The organism is Borrelia sp. A-FGy1 (assembly GCF_014084025.1).
In the GTDB taxonomy this organism is placed as follows: domain Bacteria; phylum Spirochaetota; class Spirochaetia; order Borreliales; family Borreliaceae; genus Borrelia.
Map to the genome: position 1 here is coordinate 1 of NZ_CP043689.1, position 18,775 is coordinate 18,775.

The following is an 18,775-nucleotide window of genomic DNA, read 5'->3' on the forward strand; positions in this document are numbered from 1 at the left end:
AGTATGAGGAAAAGAGGTGTTTTTAAGAAAAAAAAGGATAGGGAATTAACTTTGTACTAATAACAACTAATTATAATAATAATTAATTAGTACATAATTTTTTTCAAAAATTTAAGATTAAAATTCCTTATTAAATAAAAAAATATTAATACTGACAAGGTTAACATAAAAAATAATGAAAAGAATTCTCTAATAACTTTGTTAATACTATCTATAATTTTATAAATTACGATTATATTAATGTTAATTTATTATTTGGTAATAAAATGATAAAATTTTAATATATAAGTAAATAGTAAATAATGAAAAAGATAATTTTTAAATGTATCATTATCCTTCTATGCATTCACTCATTTTGTGATGAATTAAATACTAAGAACAACTATTTACAATGGATACTAGCTGGCAGTAACATAAACTTTCAATCTCAACCCTTACAAATAGGCATAGTTCAACATAATTATATAAATTTAAATTTTTATAATGAACATTACAAATATGCAGCATTCATTGGAATAACTATATCTTATAATGAATGGCTTGAATTAAACTTCATCCCTATCAACTTCATCTTATACCCCTTACATACAAGTTTTATCCTAAGCATATACTTTACATCTTCTCTCACCCTTTATATACTAAAATATGAAACACGAATTGATTCTCTTAGTTTTAGCATTCTAATTGGCCCTCAAATATTAATTACTCTTAGATCCGCAATAATAGCAGGATACACCACATATGCTTTCTTATATCCTATTTTTCCATACATAGCTATTAAATTTAATTTATCATTAACAAATAGTTACTCTATTTTCTTTAAATTAGCAACTCCTCTTAATGAATTTTTTTTTCTTGATATTGCTCTCAATTTTACTATCTGATTTTAATAACATTATTACACATCACCTGTCCCTCTCTATCTTTTTTCAAAAAATATCTTTATATTAAAGCCTATATCTCACTTTGTATTACTGTACTAATATATAAAAAAGAAATGTTTCCATTTTTAAAAAAATAAAAATAAATTTTTTCCTAATAAAGCAATGATTTAATAAATCATTATTTTTAAAAAATTTAATATATTAATAAAAATAATTTAAAATACAATTTTATATCTATATTATCTTAATATTAAAGCCAACTTCAACCAGAGACTTTATTATATTGTGATATTAATATTTATAACAATCTAGAAAAGCTATGAATATATCCAAATAAATCCTAATCTACTTTACCTAATTGCATGCACCGCATTACTATACTTTAAGCTTTTAATAAAATTTCAAAACTGTTTTTGCTTCACTTCTTACTATAACAATTTTATTTTCTTTTTAAGATTCAAATCCTTGTTTTCTAATAAATTTCATTAGTTTTAAATGTAATTTACTCTTAATAAATACAAAATATAAAAACTATTTAAAACTGAAGATTTATTTCAAATAAAAAAAATCTAAAATTTCAATTATTAATTATTTATTTATTCTATATATACTAAATTCTTTATTTATACATCATATTATTTTAATAAAATTAATATATCACTCTATATTCTCTTATAATAAAAATCTTATATTTTAAAACAATAATATAGATATCATATTATTAAATAAGTGCATACAATAATAAAAAAGATAACAATTCTAATAAACTAATTGTTAATATAAAACCTGTAATAATAAAGTAATTCAAAATAAATAACTAAAAGAAATACAATAGGAATAAAGTTTAAACTAAACAAATCTAGTACTTTGTAATAATAAAAAAGATCAAGTAGAATATACTATATCTGGGAAAGCACAAAGATCAAAAGCTATGCTAATAAATTTATAAGGTGATAGATAAAGGAAAATCGAATAATAATGTATAGAAAGAGTGATAAAGGCAAATATTTCATTGTAAGAAACATAATTAATGTTATCTCTAAAAATTATAAAACCAAAATAAAATATCTTGATATATATATTGAATAAAAATAACAAATACATTGAATAAAAATAACAAATACTAATAAAACACACAAAATAAAAAGCAAAATAGAAAATTACAATATAGAATTTTTGAAACTAAAGAAAATAGAAAAATAAGCTTTCTTACATATACAAAATTTAAAAACAACTACAAAAGATAAGATTATAAAGCTAAAGAATTATGAAGATCTTCAATTTGAAGAATAAAAATATAAGATAACTCAAGAATAAGATAATACTAACTGAAATGGAATATATCACTTAAAAATATCAGTTCCTCTACCTGAAAAGAATATAATCATATTTAACACCAAGAGAAACAAATAAATATATAAATTTCAACACCAATATTTAAACTTTCAAAATAACTAAATTTAAAGGAATACCAAACTATAAAACACGATATTATTTAATTCTTAAAAGAACTAAACTAATATGAAGAAATATATCTATATATTAAAATAATATATAAAGTTTAGTTATAAAAATCAAAAATGCAACATTAAATAAAATAAAAATTTGAGTTTCTTTCCCTTTTAATATTAAATCATTATTAAATCAATCTTATAATAGTTAATATAATTTAAACTTGAAGTATATTATTAAATATTATATAATTTGATATTAATATAAAAGGAGATTTATTATGAAAAAGATATTATATTATTTAATATTATTATTAATTATTATTAGCTGTAATAATAGTGGTAAAACTACAAATAAAGGCGATCATGATAATAAAAACAGTGAAAGCAAAAAAAATGATCCTAATAAACCAATTGCGAATATAAAACCTGATAAACCTATAATTATCAATACTACAAAATCTGATGGCAGCAATGTTACCATCACTACATATTCTGATGGTTCTTCTTCCTTCATAGGAAAGGATAAATATGGAGCTAGTATAGAAGGAGAAACAAAAAAAGATGGTACTACAATCAAAAGAACAATTAACCCTATAACTAAGAAGCCCGTAGAAATTGAAATAAAGTTTCCTAATGGAACAATTCAAAAAGAAACTATAAGCGAAAACAGAGTATACAAAATCACAAAAACAGCTGATAAAAATACACAAGAAACTAAAATATACAGTACCGGTGTTACAAATAACAAACAAACCTTCTTTAAAGGGAAAGAAATAAAAAACCGTTCTGGGAATGTTATTCTTAACATAGAAACTTTAGAATCCGTTAAAACTAACGGGAAGAATATAATAACATTAACTGAAAAAGATAGTAATATTATTTTAAGAGGATTTGATTCTGAAGATCCTATGATAATATTAAAAGGAGATCATAAAGGAGAAAAGAAAGAAATTACTGTTAACAAGATTACCAAATTTGCAACTGTTAAATATACTGATTCTAAAGGAAAAATTACAATAAACACAATACCATTTGATACTGATAAACTATTTCAAATGGAAAAATAAATTCTATAAAGTTCTCAATAAAAAAAAGTACTAAAAAGTATAAATATATTAATCAAAGCAAGAAAGCCTAAAACTCTCTTGCTTTAAGAATACATTAATTACTAAATGTTTATATCTCAATTAAAAATTATTTAATAAAATTAAAATTTAAATAACTAGATTTTTATAATAAATTTTGATAGTATCATATTATATCTAATATAAAATAATAACTGTTATTATTATAGCACTAGATATAAAGGAGAAAGAAATGAAAAAAATCATTTTTTTATTTTTACTTATTTTGTTTTCATGTAAATCTTTACCAGACAGTAAAAACATGATAAACAATGATGATGAAGCTGACGAAGAAAAATACCGCAGCAAAGAAATAATAAAGGATGATAAGGGCAAAGCAAAGTAATAGAAAAATAAAATAAAACTTAAGTTTATAAGCTAATATTGATAAATAATTTTTAAGAAAGATTTAGAACAACATGTTTTTAATTAATATTATCTATTCTTTTTTTTTCAATAAATATACCATTAATAAAGTATTAGTGGTATATTTAAAAAAATTAAATTAAACATATTAACCATTAAAAAGTCTTGCCTGGGACTAACAATACTTATAGTGAAACTTCTAAACATATTATTGTTGTTAGTATGCATTTCTTCTATTCCTTATATAAATTTTTTAATCTATTTTTCTTTTTCTATTAAAAAACATTAAAAACATATTGAAATTATTGAAATTAATTAATAAAAATTAAATTAATTAATAAAAATCAATGAAGGCTTATAGAAAAATGAAAACCATTAATAAAACCTTAAATTAACAACCAGCAAGTTAGATTATCTTTTAAAAGATAATCTAACTTACTTAAGCTAGGGAGGTTTTATTTATGAATAAATAAAATTAAACACTATAATATAATTATATCTAAGGGCTACCTTCAAATATAGCTCATAAATATAATATTCCATTTCTCTTATTTTTATAAATTTAAACTGCCCTATTCTATTATATTTTAAAAATAATAATAATAATTTTTATCAATAAATATAAAATAAATTTATTATTTATTGATAAAAATTATTTATAATAATATAATAATTATTATAAATAAAGACTCTTTAAATGGAATCTTAATTTATTTTCTCTGTAGAACAAAAATATTCAACTGGAGGCATAAATTCCTTATTAAATTTCAATAAAATAAATATATATATATACAAAGAAACCTACCTTTAGGAAAATTAAAATGGCAAAACCTATTAAAATAAAAAATAAAATTCATGATTTGCCTACTCAATCAGAAAAAGCAAGCAAAAATAGTGATTTTTTACAAATTAAAATTCCGGTCAATTTTAAAAACCATACTGAAAATAGTATTTTTAATAATAAACTTATTGACCACACTTTTATCCAAAATAACCTCATTGACATGGGCAACCTTAAAGATAACTTCAATCCATTCATGCAGTCTCAATATTATATTAGAACATATAACTTGAATTTAAATTCAAGCATGGAAATTAAAGTAGAAACCAGAGCTTTGGGAAATCAAAATCATATTTTACTTACTAAAGCAAGCCTAAAATCTATAAGCATTCTTGCTCACAAGAAAAGCATGAATCGCAAAGGAATACAAAACTTAATCAAGCTTAAAAAACACACAGAATTTAATCTTTTTTACGATAAAAATAATATAAAATTTAGCTTAAATTTTGAAGATAAGAACAAAAGAACAATAAATCTAGTTCCACATCTTAATTATCATGGCCTATTAAGCATATACAATGCTATTAAAGAAGGGCCTAAATCTGGAAGTTTGTTATTTGAAAGCTCATTCTATATAACTATTGATTATAAATGGACATTTCTCAATTTTCTTGAGTTTGAAAAAAAATTAACTAAAATAAAACTTATTCACTCACATGAGACAAAGTATCTTTACTATTTATCAATTAGTAAAAATATTAATAAATTATTAAAAATATTAATTAATAATAAAAAATTAAAAGAATTTATTAAATAATAAAGATTATACTTGAACATTTATATAAAAATAATATTAAATTTTTATATTTATTATTGAAGATAATTCTTTTTAAAGATATAATATAAGTATAATTTTATATTAATATAAAAATTAAAGGTTATAATGTCTACAATAGACTTTGGCTCTCATATTTTATTATTTTTTAATAAATAGTCCAATATTTGTAAGACAAACCTTCTACTTATGGTAGTTTAGTAAGTTAGCTTAACTTTATAATATAAAACAAAACTAACCATAGAAATAATCTATTAAAAGAAGATGTTAATAATTCTCATTTTATCTTCTTCTCACCTTGGGGGTTCTTTTTATAGAGCCTCCTTTTTTTTAAAAAAACTTAAAATAAATTAATCCAATTCAAATACATATTCATTTCTTAATAAAATATAATTAAAGTATATTATACTTAAAGCTTTTAAAATTCAAAACTGAAACTCTAATTGCATAAAACTACTTAAAATGTTAGCATTATAAATATAATAATTATCAATTTATAATATATCAACAATAGAATAACTTTCAATCTAAGGAGACACAAGTGGATAAAATATTGCTATCAATATTCTTTTTATCTTGTATTTGTCTAATTGCATGTAGACAAGATAACAAAAAGAATAACAATAATAATATAAAAAAAGAAATAATATCTGAAAAATCTAAACTCAAGAATAAAAATAAAAAAAAGATTAAAAATATAGTTAATAAAAAAAAAGACGACACTAAAATAATAATAGATGATGAAAAAGATAAAATTAACCAAAAGGAAGATGATCCCGATACCATTATAACTACTGCTGAAAATAAAAACCAGAAAGATATCAAAATAAAAGAACAACAAGTTATTCCTGAGCAACCTGTAACTAACAAAAGCAAAAAAATACAAATACAATTTTCTAATGACTATCCAATAACATATTATTTTAAAGAATATTTAATTACAGACATAACTCCAGCATTAAAATCCATAAAAGCTAGTCTTTCCATGCTAACAAGTCAAACTGAATATCCCATTATAAGAGATGCAAACCTTACCCATTTAAGACTACTTATAGACGAACAAGAGTTAGAAAGCATACACATTAAAAACTTAAACAGTTTAGGAAATAACCCCCTAATTCTTTCAAAACTCGTTAATCAAGGCAATGCCTTAAAAATAATGTTATTTTCTAAGAATAATATTAAAGAAAACATAATATTACCTATCAAAAAACTTTTAATAGATGATTTAAAAAAAATATACAATAATTCACTTACACAGACAATGATCACTTCAAAACATATGATTGATATTCTACTTGGGAATGATAATATTTATACAAAATTAAATTTTGTAAAATTCAGTTCCAAAGATAATCTAAGATCAAAAACAATATCAATGCAAACACAACAAGATGGTTTCCAATCCCCTCTACACAAACTAACACTAGATGCATCTATTCAGATACTATTAGAAGAAATAATCATGATTAAAAAATTAAAAAATTTACTAAAAGATTAATCAATAATCAAAAAAATAAAGAGAGACTCTCTATTTAATGAAAATCTTTTTATTTAAAAAAATTCAATTTAATATTTTTATTAATTTTAATTGATAAAATATAATAAAAGATGTTAAAATTTTAATTACTAAAGCAATAACAAATAACAAAGGTTAAAGGAGTTTTAAAATGTTGAAAATGACATTTTATGTTTTAATTTGTTTTTTAACAGCATCTTGTAGTTTAGGACCTTTTGCTATGCTACAGCATACACTAGAAATAATGGATAAATACTACCATAATAATGATAGAAATATAAAAAATGCTATATTTATAGACAATTTTAAAGAAAACGAATACGAAGAAGAGGAAGAATAACATAAAGATCATTTAGAAGGCATGAGAGAAATTAATTTAAGAAATTTTTAAATTTAAAACTCTAATTAAAATAAAACTTAATTTTAGTTAAATATCTATTCATAAGTAGAATTAAGTTTATCCAAAATAGATATTTAAAAATTTAAAATATTACATTTAGGAATATTAAATGAATATAATGATAAACTTTTTATTATCTATATTAATATTATGCTGCTCTCAAGAATCAAAACCCGCAAAAGAAATAACAAATCAAAATGAACCCAAAAACATAACTTACGAGGATGAAACAAAAGAAAACAACTATATTGAAACAAAAAAAGAAAACATAAACAACAAAAAAGCAAGAAAAAGAAAAAATAAAGATAAAAAATATCAGCCTATAGAAATAACAGTAACAAAAGAAACAGAAAATCTTAAAATTAAAAAAAAATTCAATTCTATTGAATATAATAAAACATATCAAATACAACCAACTATATTAATTAATATGAAAAACCAAATCAAAGAAAATAAACAAAAAATAAATATAATAGATGGTTTATTAAAATCATTAAGCATATTTATAGAAGAAGAAGAAATGAAATCTAAGAATCTTAGAAACATGAAAGAAGTTGCAAAAAGCAGGCATTTTCATGAAATAATAAACACTGGCAAGCTTACATATATATTAAATTTTACAGACAAATACAAAAAAAAATTTATGTTAAAAATAAATCCTCTAACAAAAAGTTTCAAAAAAATCAATGAAAACATAAACAATGGTAATTATACATTAAAACTTAATAACCAAATAATCTTTAAATTAGAACATAAAGAAACTAATGAAGAAACTGTTTTCAGTTTTAATAAATTTAGAATAATAGATAACAATATAATATTTGAAAACACACAGTATGACACAAATCAATATCATTTCTCAGCAAGCTATAACATTATCGAAATACTTGAATATCTATCTTCTAGACTTTTAATTCAACAATTACTATTAAGTAATAGAATATTCATTTAGATAAAGTTTTCAAAACCTAATTTACTTTAAATAAAACCGAAGATTAGGCTTCATTTGTTTAATTTAACGTCTTATATTTTAAATATTAATTAAAATATATAACTTATCATAAATATTTTTTATTCTAATTAAAGGTAATTTAAAAATAAATATTAAATTAGATAATAAATTAAATTAATGCTTTAAAATGATAGATAGAGATGTTCAAAAAGAAAAAAAGAAAAAAGATTATTTTTATACCCAAAAATAACTGTGAATAAGATTTAAATCAAGAGTTACAGATTTAATCATAGTTTTTATAAAACTATTAATTTTTCTTATCCATCTATAATCCAAGTATAGAAAATGAATTATGATCTTATTTTTTAACAAAAAAGTTGGAATGTTTATAAAAACAATAGATAAGATATAAAGCACAAAAAATAAATTATTGAAAAATATAATAATTTAATAAACAACTCAAAAACTATTAAAATATACATGATGATACTTAATACATAAATACTTTAATAAAAATGCCATTAAAATTAAAAATAAAAACATTTGGAAAGCAACTTACTATACTAACACAATTAACATGTATATTTAAAAAAGAAAAAAAATAAATTAAAATTTTAATAAAAATATACAAATATAAATTATAATGATTAGAAATGCTTATTTGAAAATTTTTTAAAATTAAGTACAAGAAAGAATATACATAAATAAACAAATTTAAAAAATAATTGAAAAAATATAATAATATAAATATCTCATTTATTTATAAAGCTTTTTAAGCCCCCGTAAGTCAATTAAGTTAAAGACTAATATATAAGAATAAATATCGTATAAAGATAAATTAGACAATAAAATAACAGAAATTCAAGACTCTGAACTTTAACTCAAAAAAAGACTTAGAAATTAAAAATATTGAATTTATTTCTTTTAATAAAACCCAAGATTAATAATAGAAAGAGAATAAAATTTATAGCAATAATACAACAATTTTAAAAAACACAAAGTGTAATAGCACAATCACACTTAGCTTCAAAAACTAAAAATTATCAGAACTTAAAAAGTCACTAAAAAATTTTAAAACAATTAATATAAAAAAGATCATTAATTAAAAATATATTTATTAATAAAATCATTAAAAAACTGAAAAATACTATCAATTCCCTTAATGCATAATATTAGCATTAAAATCAGTAATAACAAATAAAGCTTTTAATCGCCAATAGTTGAAGTTAATGTTGATAATGATACATATCTAGATCAATTATTTTAAATTTAATATATTCGATTAAATTTAAAATAATTGACGAAATCAATAATCAATAGCAAAGTAAAGCACACAAAATAAATATTAAACACAAAAAGTTCAACAAAAAATTTAAATCTAGTTATAAATTAAAAGATCTTACAAATTAGATATATGACTCTATTAAAAGTTTAACTAATGCTAAATGAATTATCAAAATTTTTGACAACTATAAGAAGAAAATAAAACAAACAAAAATAAACAAAAACTATAGTTCATATTTTTTTAAAAAAATGAACTATAAAAATTAAAACATAGAAAACAGTGAATAAACAAAATATTTAATATAAAAATAAAATCAATTAAAAAGACTTTATACGAATCAATAACACTGTTGATAACTTTATACAAATATAAACAAAACCTTATTTAAAAAAATTAAAAAGATAACTTTTATAAAAAACTTGATTACTTTAAAAAAAATAATACCTAAAAAACTCTAAGATAAATCGTAAAAAGAAAAGATGTATTCAAAAATGATTTAAAAGCTAATAATAACCAAAAGAATAATTAGTACTTCCCTTAATATTTTTGAACAAAATAAATATCAATTTAAAACTTAAATCATCCCGAATATAACTTAAATTAAGTAAAATATCAATATATAATTTAAGAAGAAAAACTTTAAATTAATTAAATTTAAAAGCTTTATCAATAATTTAATAATTATTGATAAAAACGAAAATATAGAACAATTAAGACAAAATATATGCAATAACTTTATTTAAAAGTGATTTTAATCAAATAAAAAATTCTTTTATAAAAATATCTTTACAAAAAGAGAATTTATATTATCCAATAAATCATCTGTATAAAATTATACAATTTACATATCAAAAACAAGATTTACAGATGATTTTGTTTAACTAAACCTAAAACTTAACATATAAAATAGAAGCTTATAATAACTTTAAATTAATTACTGCTAAATTTCAATATTGAGAGATAGGGATCTTATTTGATTCTTTTTTATTGTTATTATCATGGACTTAATAGCAAAATATAAAATTGAGATTAAAAATGAGAAAATAAAGCTAAAACTCTCAAAAAATCCTTACAGAAAATCTATTTACATATATTACCTAATATTTCAAATAAATAAAATTATAAAAAATAAATACAAAATTTATAAAAATACTAACAAATTACAATACCTAAATACATTCTCCTAAAATGGATCAAAATAAAATGAAATCTTAAATACTCCTTCTGAAATATAGTAATTAGTAAATTTTTAATGTAAAACTATAACTATAATCAATATGTCATACATCTGATAAAAATATAGTTTTACATATTAACCTTTATTTAATTTTTATTAAAACGAATGTATAAATTAAAAATAAATTTAAAATATGGAAAATACAAAAATAGAATACTTAAATTTTTGACAAATACTGATAAGACAAACCTATAATCATTGGAAGACTCAAACCATTCAAAATAATGTTAATATTAATACTTTTAAGACCAACTATAATAGAAATAATCAAAATAATAAGAAATTTACTTGACAAAAAATCATAAAAATTAAAATTTAAAGATAGACTATTAATAAGTAAACAAAATATTAACTTAATAATAAGTAATAAATCAAATTAAATTCTAATACTTATTTGAATACAGTGATACTACTGAAAGCTCTATTATAGAAAAGGACATTAATAAAGTTGTCAAATTTCATGGCTATATAAATACACTTTATCTAATTTCAATTCAAGAAATAAAAATACAATAAAAAAATTATATATTAAATAAGATTAAAAATTAAAACAGTAATAATAAAATCACTAGTCCTCATAAAAAAATTAATAATAATACTAATGAAACTGATATAAGTTTAAATGAAACATTAAGATTTTATAGAAATAAAGCTATAGAAATTAAAACAAAACTAATTAATTAAAAAATAGTTAAAAAAGAGTTAAAAAAAATAAGTAATAATGCATAAAAATGCTTATTTTATTTATATATTTTTCCTACTTTATTCTATAGTTTATCTGCAACGTATATAAAAAGAAAAGAATGCTACATCTGCAAATAATATGTTTCAAAACATAAACAGCATATATGCATTATACATTTTAATTCTTTTAATCTATGATATAGATATGTTATATTTTGCAAATATTTCTAATTAAAAAGAACCAAAAATTTGTATTAAAAAAACTAACTGTTAATATTTTTAATACAAATTTTTTAGTTTAAAAAAATTTATACAATAAACACTTAAAAGAATAAATAGAAGATCCAAAGCACTACATAAGTATCAAAAATCTACTATCAACTCCTTTTAAAAATTTTTACAAAAAAATATAAGAAATTAGATATCTTTTGAAGAAAACTTATTCTTTTATTTCTAAAAGAATATTGAAATATAAAAAATAATATTTAAATAGTTCTTTAATATAACTACCCCATATCTTTTTATTACAAAGTTTAATAAAACTCATTCTTAATCATACTTATTACTACTAATTACTTTATTTAAAGTAATTAATAGTAATTCTGATACTCTTACTCTTATCATAAGTTATTTAAAAATAATTGTAAAGTACAAAAATAAAACTGTAAAGTATTTTATAAAAATTTTAAAATAAATAAACTATATAATATATTTAATCTAATAAAAAAGTTAATATTTATTTTCATATTTGCTAGAATAAGTATTTACTTTTCAGATAAATTGTACTATTAATTATTCTATAGTCAGAAATACTTATATTAGGAGTAAAAGAGATGAAAAACAAAAGCAAAGAGGATAAAACCAATAGATATCAATCTAATTTAGTTGTATTGATATCAACGCTTAACTTTATAAACTTAAAATTCAACAAATACACACAAAACAATATCCTATATTTTTTCAACAGCAATTTAAAGAGAAATAATCAAAAAACAATTAAAATGAAAACATTACAAAATTATTTATACAAACTTGAAAAGAAGTTTAAAGTAACTCTCAACTACTGCAAACACTTGGGTCAAAAATGTGGAAGCGAAGTTTATTATACTCTTCAATATCCTAAAAAAGAATGTCATTACAAGATAAACTCTCACTTCAAGAACCTTGAGAAAGAAAAGATAAAAAAATTTAAAGAAAGAATTAAAACTAATGAAAAAGAAAATGGGAGTCTAAAATGGGAGTGTATTAATAATATAAATAATAAAAGAGAAGAAGAAGCATTAGTAAAATACATAAAGAAATGTAAATTTAAAACAAAACTTCCATTTCTTCTATTAAATCTAAAAATAAACAGATCTCTAAAAATAGAGCACATAAAAGACATAAAAAAACACGAAAGAACAATAAATTTACTTGATAAAGAAGAACTAAATCTCCTAAAAAAAAAGATTAAAGAAAATGGAAATGAAAGGGGATGTATTAAAAATTTTTTAGATAAAAGGGGATATATATATAAGATAAGTTATAAAAGAACAAAGCATAAAAAAAAGATAGAAAAGCTAAAAGAAGTATTGAAAAGAGTAGAAGCAGAACTAATAGATAAAAACTATAGAAAAGAAAACCTAAGAAAAGAAATTGAAAGAGTATATGAAGTATACAAAGAAAAGCCTCATTTCATATTAGAACAGTATAAGTACAAGGATTTGGAAAGAATAATAAATAAAATCAAGAATAAAATTTCAATTTATTCAGTACAAGAAAATATAGATGACATAAAAAATAACATTTTTAGTATTCTATTAGAACAGTTAAGATACAAGATAAGCACAGAGAAGTTAATACCAGCTTTGAAAGGGTTTATTAACTCTGAAAATGAGCTGAAGTATAGCAAATTAATTGACAACACATATCATTACAAATTGCTAAAAATGATACAATAATGAGATAATAATATAAAAAGACTAGCCATCAAGGAAAAGAAAATATGACAGCTTTATTAGAATTACTAAAGCAAAAGCAAAGAGAATTAAAATTAAACAATGAAAATGAAATAATAAAAAAAGAGAGAAGCAAAAAGAATGTTTTCTCAAAAGTAGAAGAGATAAAAGGACGTAAGGTATACCACACTAAGATATTTAATGATTTTTATACATTTGGAATCAGCAAGAAGGATCCAACCAAGTTTTTTATATCTCTTAGAGGGATTTTTAATATAGAACATATAAGTATGTTCCATCTTTTTTCCACAAGAGATGACGATGCATTCTTAGGTATTTATTATGGAATTAAGAAGCTAGATAAAGCATTTTTAGTAAAAAATTTCAATAAAAGAGAAACTTATACTCTTAGAAAGTGTGAATATATAGAATTTAGATTTAAAAAAGGAGGAATTTTTTGTTATTTAAGTGGCCTACACAACTTATTAAAAGCAGATAAAATTGAGAGTTCCTATTATCAAACTCTATTAAACATAGTCAATGAACTAGAGAGGGAGCTTTATGCATTTTACGGTAAAGCACTACCTGAAGGAGGTATAATTCCAAAATGGGTACAAAAGACACAAAAGTGATTACGGTTGCTTCAATTAAAGGAGGCGTTGGAAAAAGCACTACAAGTTTAGTATTTTCAACCCTTTTAGCGCAAGAAAACAAAGTGCTAATAATAGATATAGACACTCAAGCATCAACAACAAGCTATTATTTTAAGATAATAAAAGAGAAGAAAATAGACTTGTTTAATAGAAATATATATGAAGTTTTAATATCAAATTTACATATAGATAATTCTATTGTTAATATAAATAAAAATTTAGATTTAATACCTAGTTATTTAACTCTACACAAATTTAATTCGGAAGCTATTCCATATAAGGAATTTAGGCTTAAAGAGCAGCTGAAGTTATTAAGTTTTAGTTACGACTATATTATTATTGATACAAACCCTAGTTTAGATTTTACTTTAACTAATGCTTTAGTATGTAGTGATTATATAGTAGTGCCAATCACAGCAGAAAAATGGGCAGTAGAGAGCTTGGATTTATTTAATTTTTTCATAGAGAAATTAACTATAAAAGTTCCAATTTATTTGATTAATACCAAATTTAAGAAGAATAATACACACAAAGAGCTACTAAATATTTTAAAGGAAAATGAAAATTTTCTAGGTACAGTATCTGAGAGAGAAGATTTAAACAGAAAGATTGCTAAGAATGATATTTTTGATTTAGGAAAAGATTATATAAAAGAGTATCAACATATACTTTTAACTTTAATAGGAAAGATAGAATTAAATCAGTTTTAAGGTTGAATAAGTAGGTGTGTACACTTAGTGTACGTAAGGTAAAAGGAGGTTTATAAATGAATCTAGAGATCAATAAGAGAAATTTATCCAAAAAGATGACAGCAGAAGAAGAGATATCTATTCATTATAATAAACTGAAAGAAAAATTAAGGGTTAACTTTCAAAAGGAGATTTTTTGTAAGATAGAGGCAATGAAAGTTTTAAAAGAAATTAAAGATAATGAATATTATAAATTAGATAATTATTCTACTTTTGATGATTTTGCTAAGGATTATCGACTTGCAAGGACTCAAACTTATAAATATTTAAAGATAGCAACTGCAATTGAAGAAGGTATTGTTGAAGAAAAGTACGTCATAAATAATGGTATTAATGGAACTATGTTTTTATTAAAGGATAAAGAAGGACAATCTATAAAAAAATCTAAACAAAATCCTTTAAGGCCTTTAAGATTTCAGCTTAAATGTCCTATAGCTTATTCTTATTATAAACAGAGAGCAAAGTTTACAAGCTTCTTGCTTGAAAGAATTTTTGTAGAAGATAAAGAATATTTGACAAAAATAGAAAATGAGTATGAAGCTTTAAGAAAGAAGAGGAGGTAGTTTTAAGTAAGACTATAAATCTTTTTTATAAATTTTTGTGAAAAATAGATATACAACAAGAATATGTTTTATGTTTTTTAATTTTTTTGTATTTTTTTTTAAAAAAATACAAAAAAATTTGTTGCAAAATATTAAAAATTGTTATATATTATAGTAAGTACAGATTGACATGCAATATGTCACTCTTAATATAAGGACCTGTAACCTCAAAGGGTTTATTAGAGGCTTTGGCTACTGAGTTTCTAATAAACCCTTTAGATTTAGACTAGTAATTATTTTATTTTCGTAAATTATTTTTTAGGGACTCTAATTCCCTATTTTGAATTGTATTTTCTTTTTTGTTGATTTTATTATTTAGGTGCAAAAGCTTTAAGTATTTTAAATCTAGATATTTAATTTTAATTATTTTATTAACAAATATTAAATTATCTTGTTTATATTTTAGAATAGATTTAAATTTCAAAATTTAATCTATTTTAAACAAAATTAGTAGATAAAGCAATTAGTTTAATATTATAAAGGTTTTTAGTTTGATATTATTCTAATCATACCTTAAAGCTGTGATAACTATTGCACGTAGTCTTTTGATATAAATTCCTAGTAGAAGTTATTGTTTCCTCGTGTATATTGTGTATAAAAAGCTTATTGTATTTATATTTTATTATTCATTTATTTATTTTTTAGAATATTGATTTGTATTAAAAATAGGTAACATAAAGTTATATCAAGGTTAAAATGTTCTTTTTTGATTAAAAGTGATAGAAGAAAAGCTTTATATAGTTTTTGCAATTATTTAAAGCATATGCAATATAGAAAATAAGTATTTTCATATTTTAATTTACTAGGAGTATTTATAAAATGATGCAAGGATTTTTGCTGATAGGTTGGTCGTAAGTTATAAAATATGATTTTTGATAAAATTTTCTTTGATTTATGGTCTATGTTTTTGTAGACCTTAAAAAGGCAATAAAAGTTTAAGTATGTTTTTATCATATTCTATAAATATTAAATCTTTTATTTTTGGAAGAATTTATTTACATATAATATACATGATATTTAAAAGTTGAGAAGGAAAAACAAGATTTAATTTAAATCGAATTTAACTATTCCTTATATTGCAAAAGTTTTGTATGTTAATGGATCTTTTGTCTTAAAAGATAAATTAAAATTTGTGTTCGGTGTTATTTTTGGTGTTAATAACAATGCCAGTAAACATTATATTTATTCTTTAGACAGGGCTGAATTAGTTAAATTAGAAGGTAATCCATAATTTGAAAAATAAATTTTGTTCAAGTGAGGGTTGATTTAGATGGCTTTCTGGTAGGGGATCTATTTTTTCGTCATATAAGTTTGAAAGATAAGTAGATAGTTTTGTAAGTTTTATTGAGTTGTAAACTTTTATATAAATGATTATTTTTATTATTTTAAAGATAAGAAAATTAAATTGATATTTTCTTTTAATAAGGTTTTATCTTTAATGGAAAATATCAATTATTCAAATTTATGTAGATAACTAGAATTAGGTTTGGATTTAAAGATTTATAAGAGAATTATATTGATTTTAGCTTTTTGAAGAGAAGTATTTAACTATTAATCAAAAAATATCATTAGAATGAAATAGAACAATAATTTTATTCTATTTCATTCTAATGTAAGATATTTATATTTAGTTAAAATATATTTTATTATAATAGTTACCTATTAAGTTTTTAATTTAGAGTAGTGATTGTTATAAAAGGTACTAGTATATTTTATCTTAGCAAACTCAATAGGAAAAAAATACTTACTAATTTGTTTAAACAGTTAGAGAAAACATATAAGCTTTTGGAGTTTGAGTATATTCTTAAACTTTAAAAATGATTCATGTACTATTTTAAAGTTAATTATAAGTGTTTATAAAGATAAAAACAGTGATATTTTTTCCAATTATTGTATTTTAATTCTTGTTTTGTTTGTATTAATGAGACAACTTTAATGCATAAATAGACTTTATTAAAGGGTATAAAGTGAGGCAGAGTCCAATCAGCTATTATTATTTTGGCACTAAGCCTGATCATTCATCTCATTTTTTCAAAGCTGTTATATCGATAAGATAAATAGAGATCTATTTAAGATGCTAATTTTAGTATTCTTGTTAACTTTTAAATTCTATCAACTTCATTAAAATATAGAAAGTAATTTACAAAAATTTGACTGTTTACAAAACACTAGCTTGCTTGGTAAATGGACTATCAATACAGTTACAGATGCTGATATTTGCTTTAATAAGATTATTTTAATGGTAATTATGAATTTCAATATCCAATAATATATATTTGCATTATATTTCCCATTTCCATGGTTTTACACGGTATGAATGTCGTTTGTGTAATTAAAATAATATGATATAGATTATATATCTTTGTCAAGATAGAAAGTTAGTAACAGACAGTTATATTTTTAATGCAATTATTTTGTTACCAGAAAATTTTAATATTAATAATTTTTATATTTAAAATTATTAATATACATATGTACTATTGTACTATATGGTGTTTTAACTAAAATTATAATTCGATTAAAATCGATACAAATTATTATTTTAAAAGATATCATTAAATTAATAATCAATAAATTTGCAACTAATATTTACTATAATTCCGATTTTTAATATTCTTAAGACAGATTTTTAAAATTATATATAAAACATTGTTAATGATATTTATTACTGTGTTGATAATTCTAAATGTAATACAGCTGATTGCCTTGATGCATTCGGGTGTTTTTATTTACTGTCTTGAAATATTGATAAAAGCTTAAATTTTCTACTAAAATATATTTAAACTATGGATTTTTAAAATTTTTAAATTTAATTTGTTTTAAATTTGATAAAAGTTAAAGCCACAGTTTACCGTTGGACCTGTGGCTTTTGTAATTCTTCGAGTCCATTTGTAATGAAGGTATCATTGTAAATGTACCCTTAAATGAAAAATAGTTCATTTTTTTTATTCTTCATAGATTTCTAAATAAAATTAAACATTTATTTTTGAGTGTTCATTTTAATTTATACTAATTAAGGAAAGATATTAAATTTTCAAAGATATTGATAACAAGAAAAGATAACAATAAAAAATGTTTATTAATGTCTTCATCTAGTAAAGATACTCAAATTTTATTTTGAATTATAAAATTAGTTTAAGCTAATATGATTAAAATGGGTATCAAGTGATGGTTTTATTGAAAGAGACTTTGCTTTTTAAATCAGTGATAGTTCATATCTATATATGTAGTAGAAATATCTATTTCTTTTAAGAAGAAAGATTTTTATCTTAATTAAAGATAACAAATTATTTGTTACCTATAATTTCTATGA

At 20.7% G+C, this 18,775-nt stretch carries 10 protein-coding genes; all 10 read left to right on the top strand.

Annotation, left to right across the window (positions count from 1 at the left end):
- Window positions 1–2,616 precede the first annotated feature (2,616 nt).
- The 10 genes from F0310_RS04945 to F0310_RS04990 all read left to right on the top strand — a co-directional run bounded on the left by F0310_RS04945 (window position 2,617) and on the right by F0310_RS04990 (window position 15,423).
- Window positions 2,617–3,405 (top strand): hypothetical protein, encoded by a 789-nt coding sequence (locus tag F0310_RS04945; RefSeq protein WP_182117862.1) that lies wholly within the window; start codon window positions 2,617–2,619, stop codon window positions 3,403–3,405.
- A gap of 250 nt (window positions 3,406–3,655) precedes the next feature.
- Window positions 3,656–3,808: a hypothetical protein gene (locus F0310_RS04950; protein WP_182117863.1), complete on the top strand. Its 153-nt coding sequence runs from the start codon at window positions 3,656–3,658 to the stop codon at window positions 3,806–3,808.
- Window positions 3,809–4,649: 841 nt separating this feature from the next.
- Window positions 4,650–5,426: a hypothetical protein gene (locus F0310_RS04955; RefSeq protein ID WP_232535978.1), complete on the top strand. Its 777-nt coding sequence runs from the start codon at window positions 4,650–4,652 to the stop codon at window positions 5,424–5,426.
- 559 nt (window positions 5,427–5,985) lie between these two features.
- Complete coding sequence (locus tag F0310_RS04960) at window positions 5,986–6,945, top strand: hypothetical protein (protein ID WP_182117864.1); 960 nt, start codon at window positions 5,986–5,988, stop codon at window positions 6,943–6,945.
- A 169-nt stretch (window positions 6,946–7,114) separates the two neighbouring features.
- On the top strand, window positions 7,115–7,303 hold the full coding sequence (locus F0310_RS04965; protein ID WP_182117865.1) for a hypothetical protein: 189 nt from the start codon (window positions 7,115–7,117) through the stop codon (window positions 7,301–7,303).
- A 169-nt stretch (window positions 7,304–7,472) separates the two neighbouring features.
- Entirely contained in the window at window positions 7,473–8,315 is an 843-nt protein-coding gene (locus tag F0310_RS04970) for a hypothetical protein (RefSeq protein WP_182117866.1), read from the top strand.
- 4,039 nt (window positions 8,316–12,354) lie between these two features.
- Complete coding sequence (locus F0310_RS04975; protein ID WP_182117867.1) at window positions 12,355–13,461, top strand: plasmid maintenance protein; 1,107 nt, start codon at window positions 12,355–12,357, stop codon at window positions 13,459–13,461.
- A 44-nt stretch (window positions 13,462–13,505) separates the two neighbouring features.
- Complete coding sequence (locus tag F0310_RS04980) at window positions 13,506–14,090, top strand: DUF226 domain-containing protein (protein WP_182117868.1); 585 nt, start codon at window positions 13,506–13,508, stop codon at window positions 14,088–14,090.
- Window positions 14,066–14,821, top strand: coding sequence for a ParA family protein (locus tag F0310_RS04985; RefSeq protein WP_182117869.1), 756 nt, complete (start codon window positions 14,066–14,068; stop codon window positions 14,819–14,821). The genes F0310_RS04980 and F0310_RS04985 overlap by 25 nt, the downstream gene beginning before the upstream one ends.
- A 56-nt stretch (window positions 14,822–14,877) precedes the next feature.
- On the top strand, window positions 14,878–15,423 hold the full coding sequence (locus tag F0310_RS04990; protein ID WP_182117870.1) for a chromosome replication/partitioning protein: 546 nt from the start codon (window positions 14,878–14,880) through the stop codon (window positions 15,421–15,423).
- Window positions 15,424–18,775 lie beyond the last annotated feature (3,352 nt).

Excerpts from the sequence above, each read along its gene's own strand:
- F0310_RS04975 (WP_182117867.1), top strand. The coding sequence starts at position 12,355 with ATGAAAAACAAAAGCAAAGAGGATAAAACCAATAGATATCAATCTAAT.
- F0310_RS04950 (WP_182117863.1), top strand. The coding sequence starts at position 3,656 with ATGAAAAAAATCATTTTTTTATTTTTACTTATTTTGTTTTCATGTAAA.
- F0310_RS04965 (WP_182117865.1), top strand. The coding sequence starts at position 7,115 with ATGTTGAAAATGACATTTTATGTTTTAATTTGTTTTTTAACAGCATCT.
- F0310_RS04945 (WP_182117862.1), top strand. The coding sequence starts at position 2,617 with ATGAAAAAGATATTATATTATTTAATATTATTATTAATTATTATTAGC.
- F0310_RS04970 (WP_182117866.1), top strand. The coding sequence starts at position 7,473 with ATGAATATAATGATAAACTTTTTATTATCTATATTAATATTATGCTGC.
- F0310_RS04985 (WP_182117869.1), top strand. The coding sequence starts at position 14,066 with ATGGGTACAAAAGACACAAAAGTGATTACGGTTGCTTCAATTAAAGGA.
- F0310_RS04955 (WP_232535978.1), top strand. The coding sequence starts at position 4,650 with ATGGCAAAACCTATTAAAATAAAAAATAAAATTCATGATTTGCCTACT.
- F0310_RS04990 (WP_182117870.1), top strand. The coding sequence starts at position 14,878 with ATGAATCTAGAGATCAATAAGAGAAATTTATCCAAAAAGATGACAGCA.
- F0310_RS04980 (WP_182117868.1), top strand. The coding sequence starts at position 13,506 with ATGACAGCTTTATTAGAATTACTAAAGCAAAAGCAAAGAGAATTAAAA.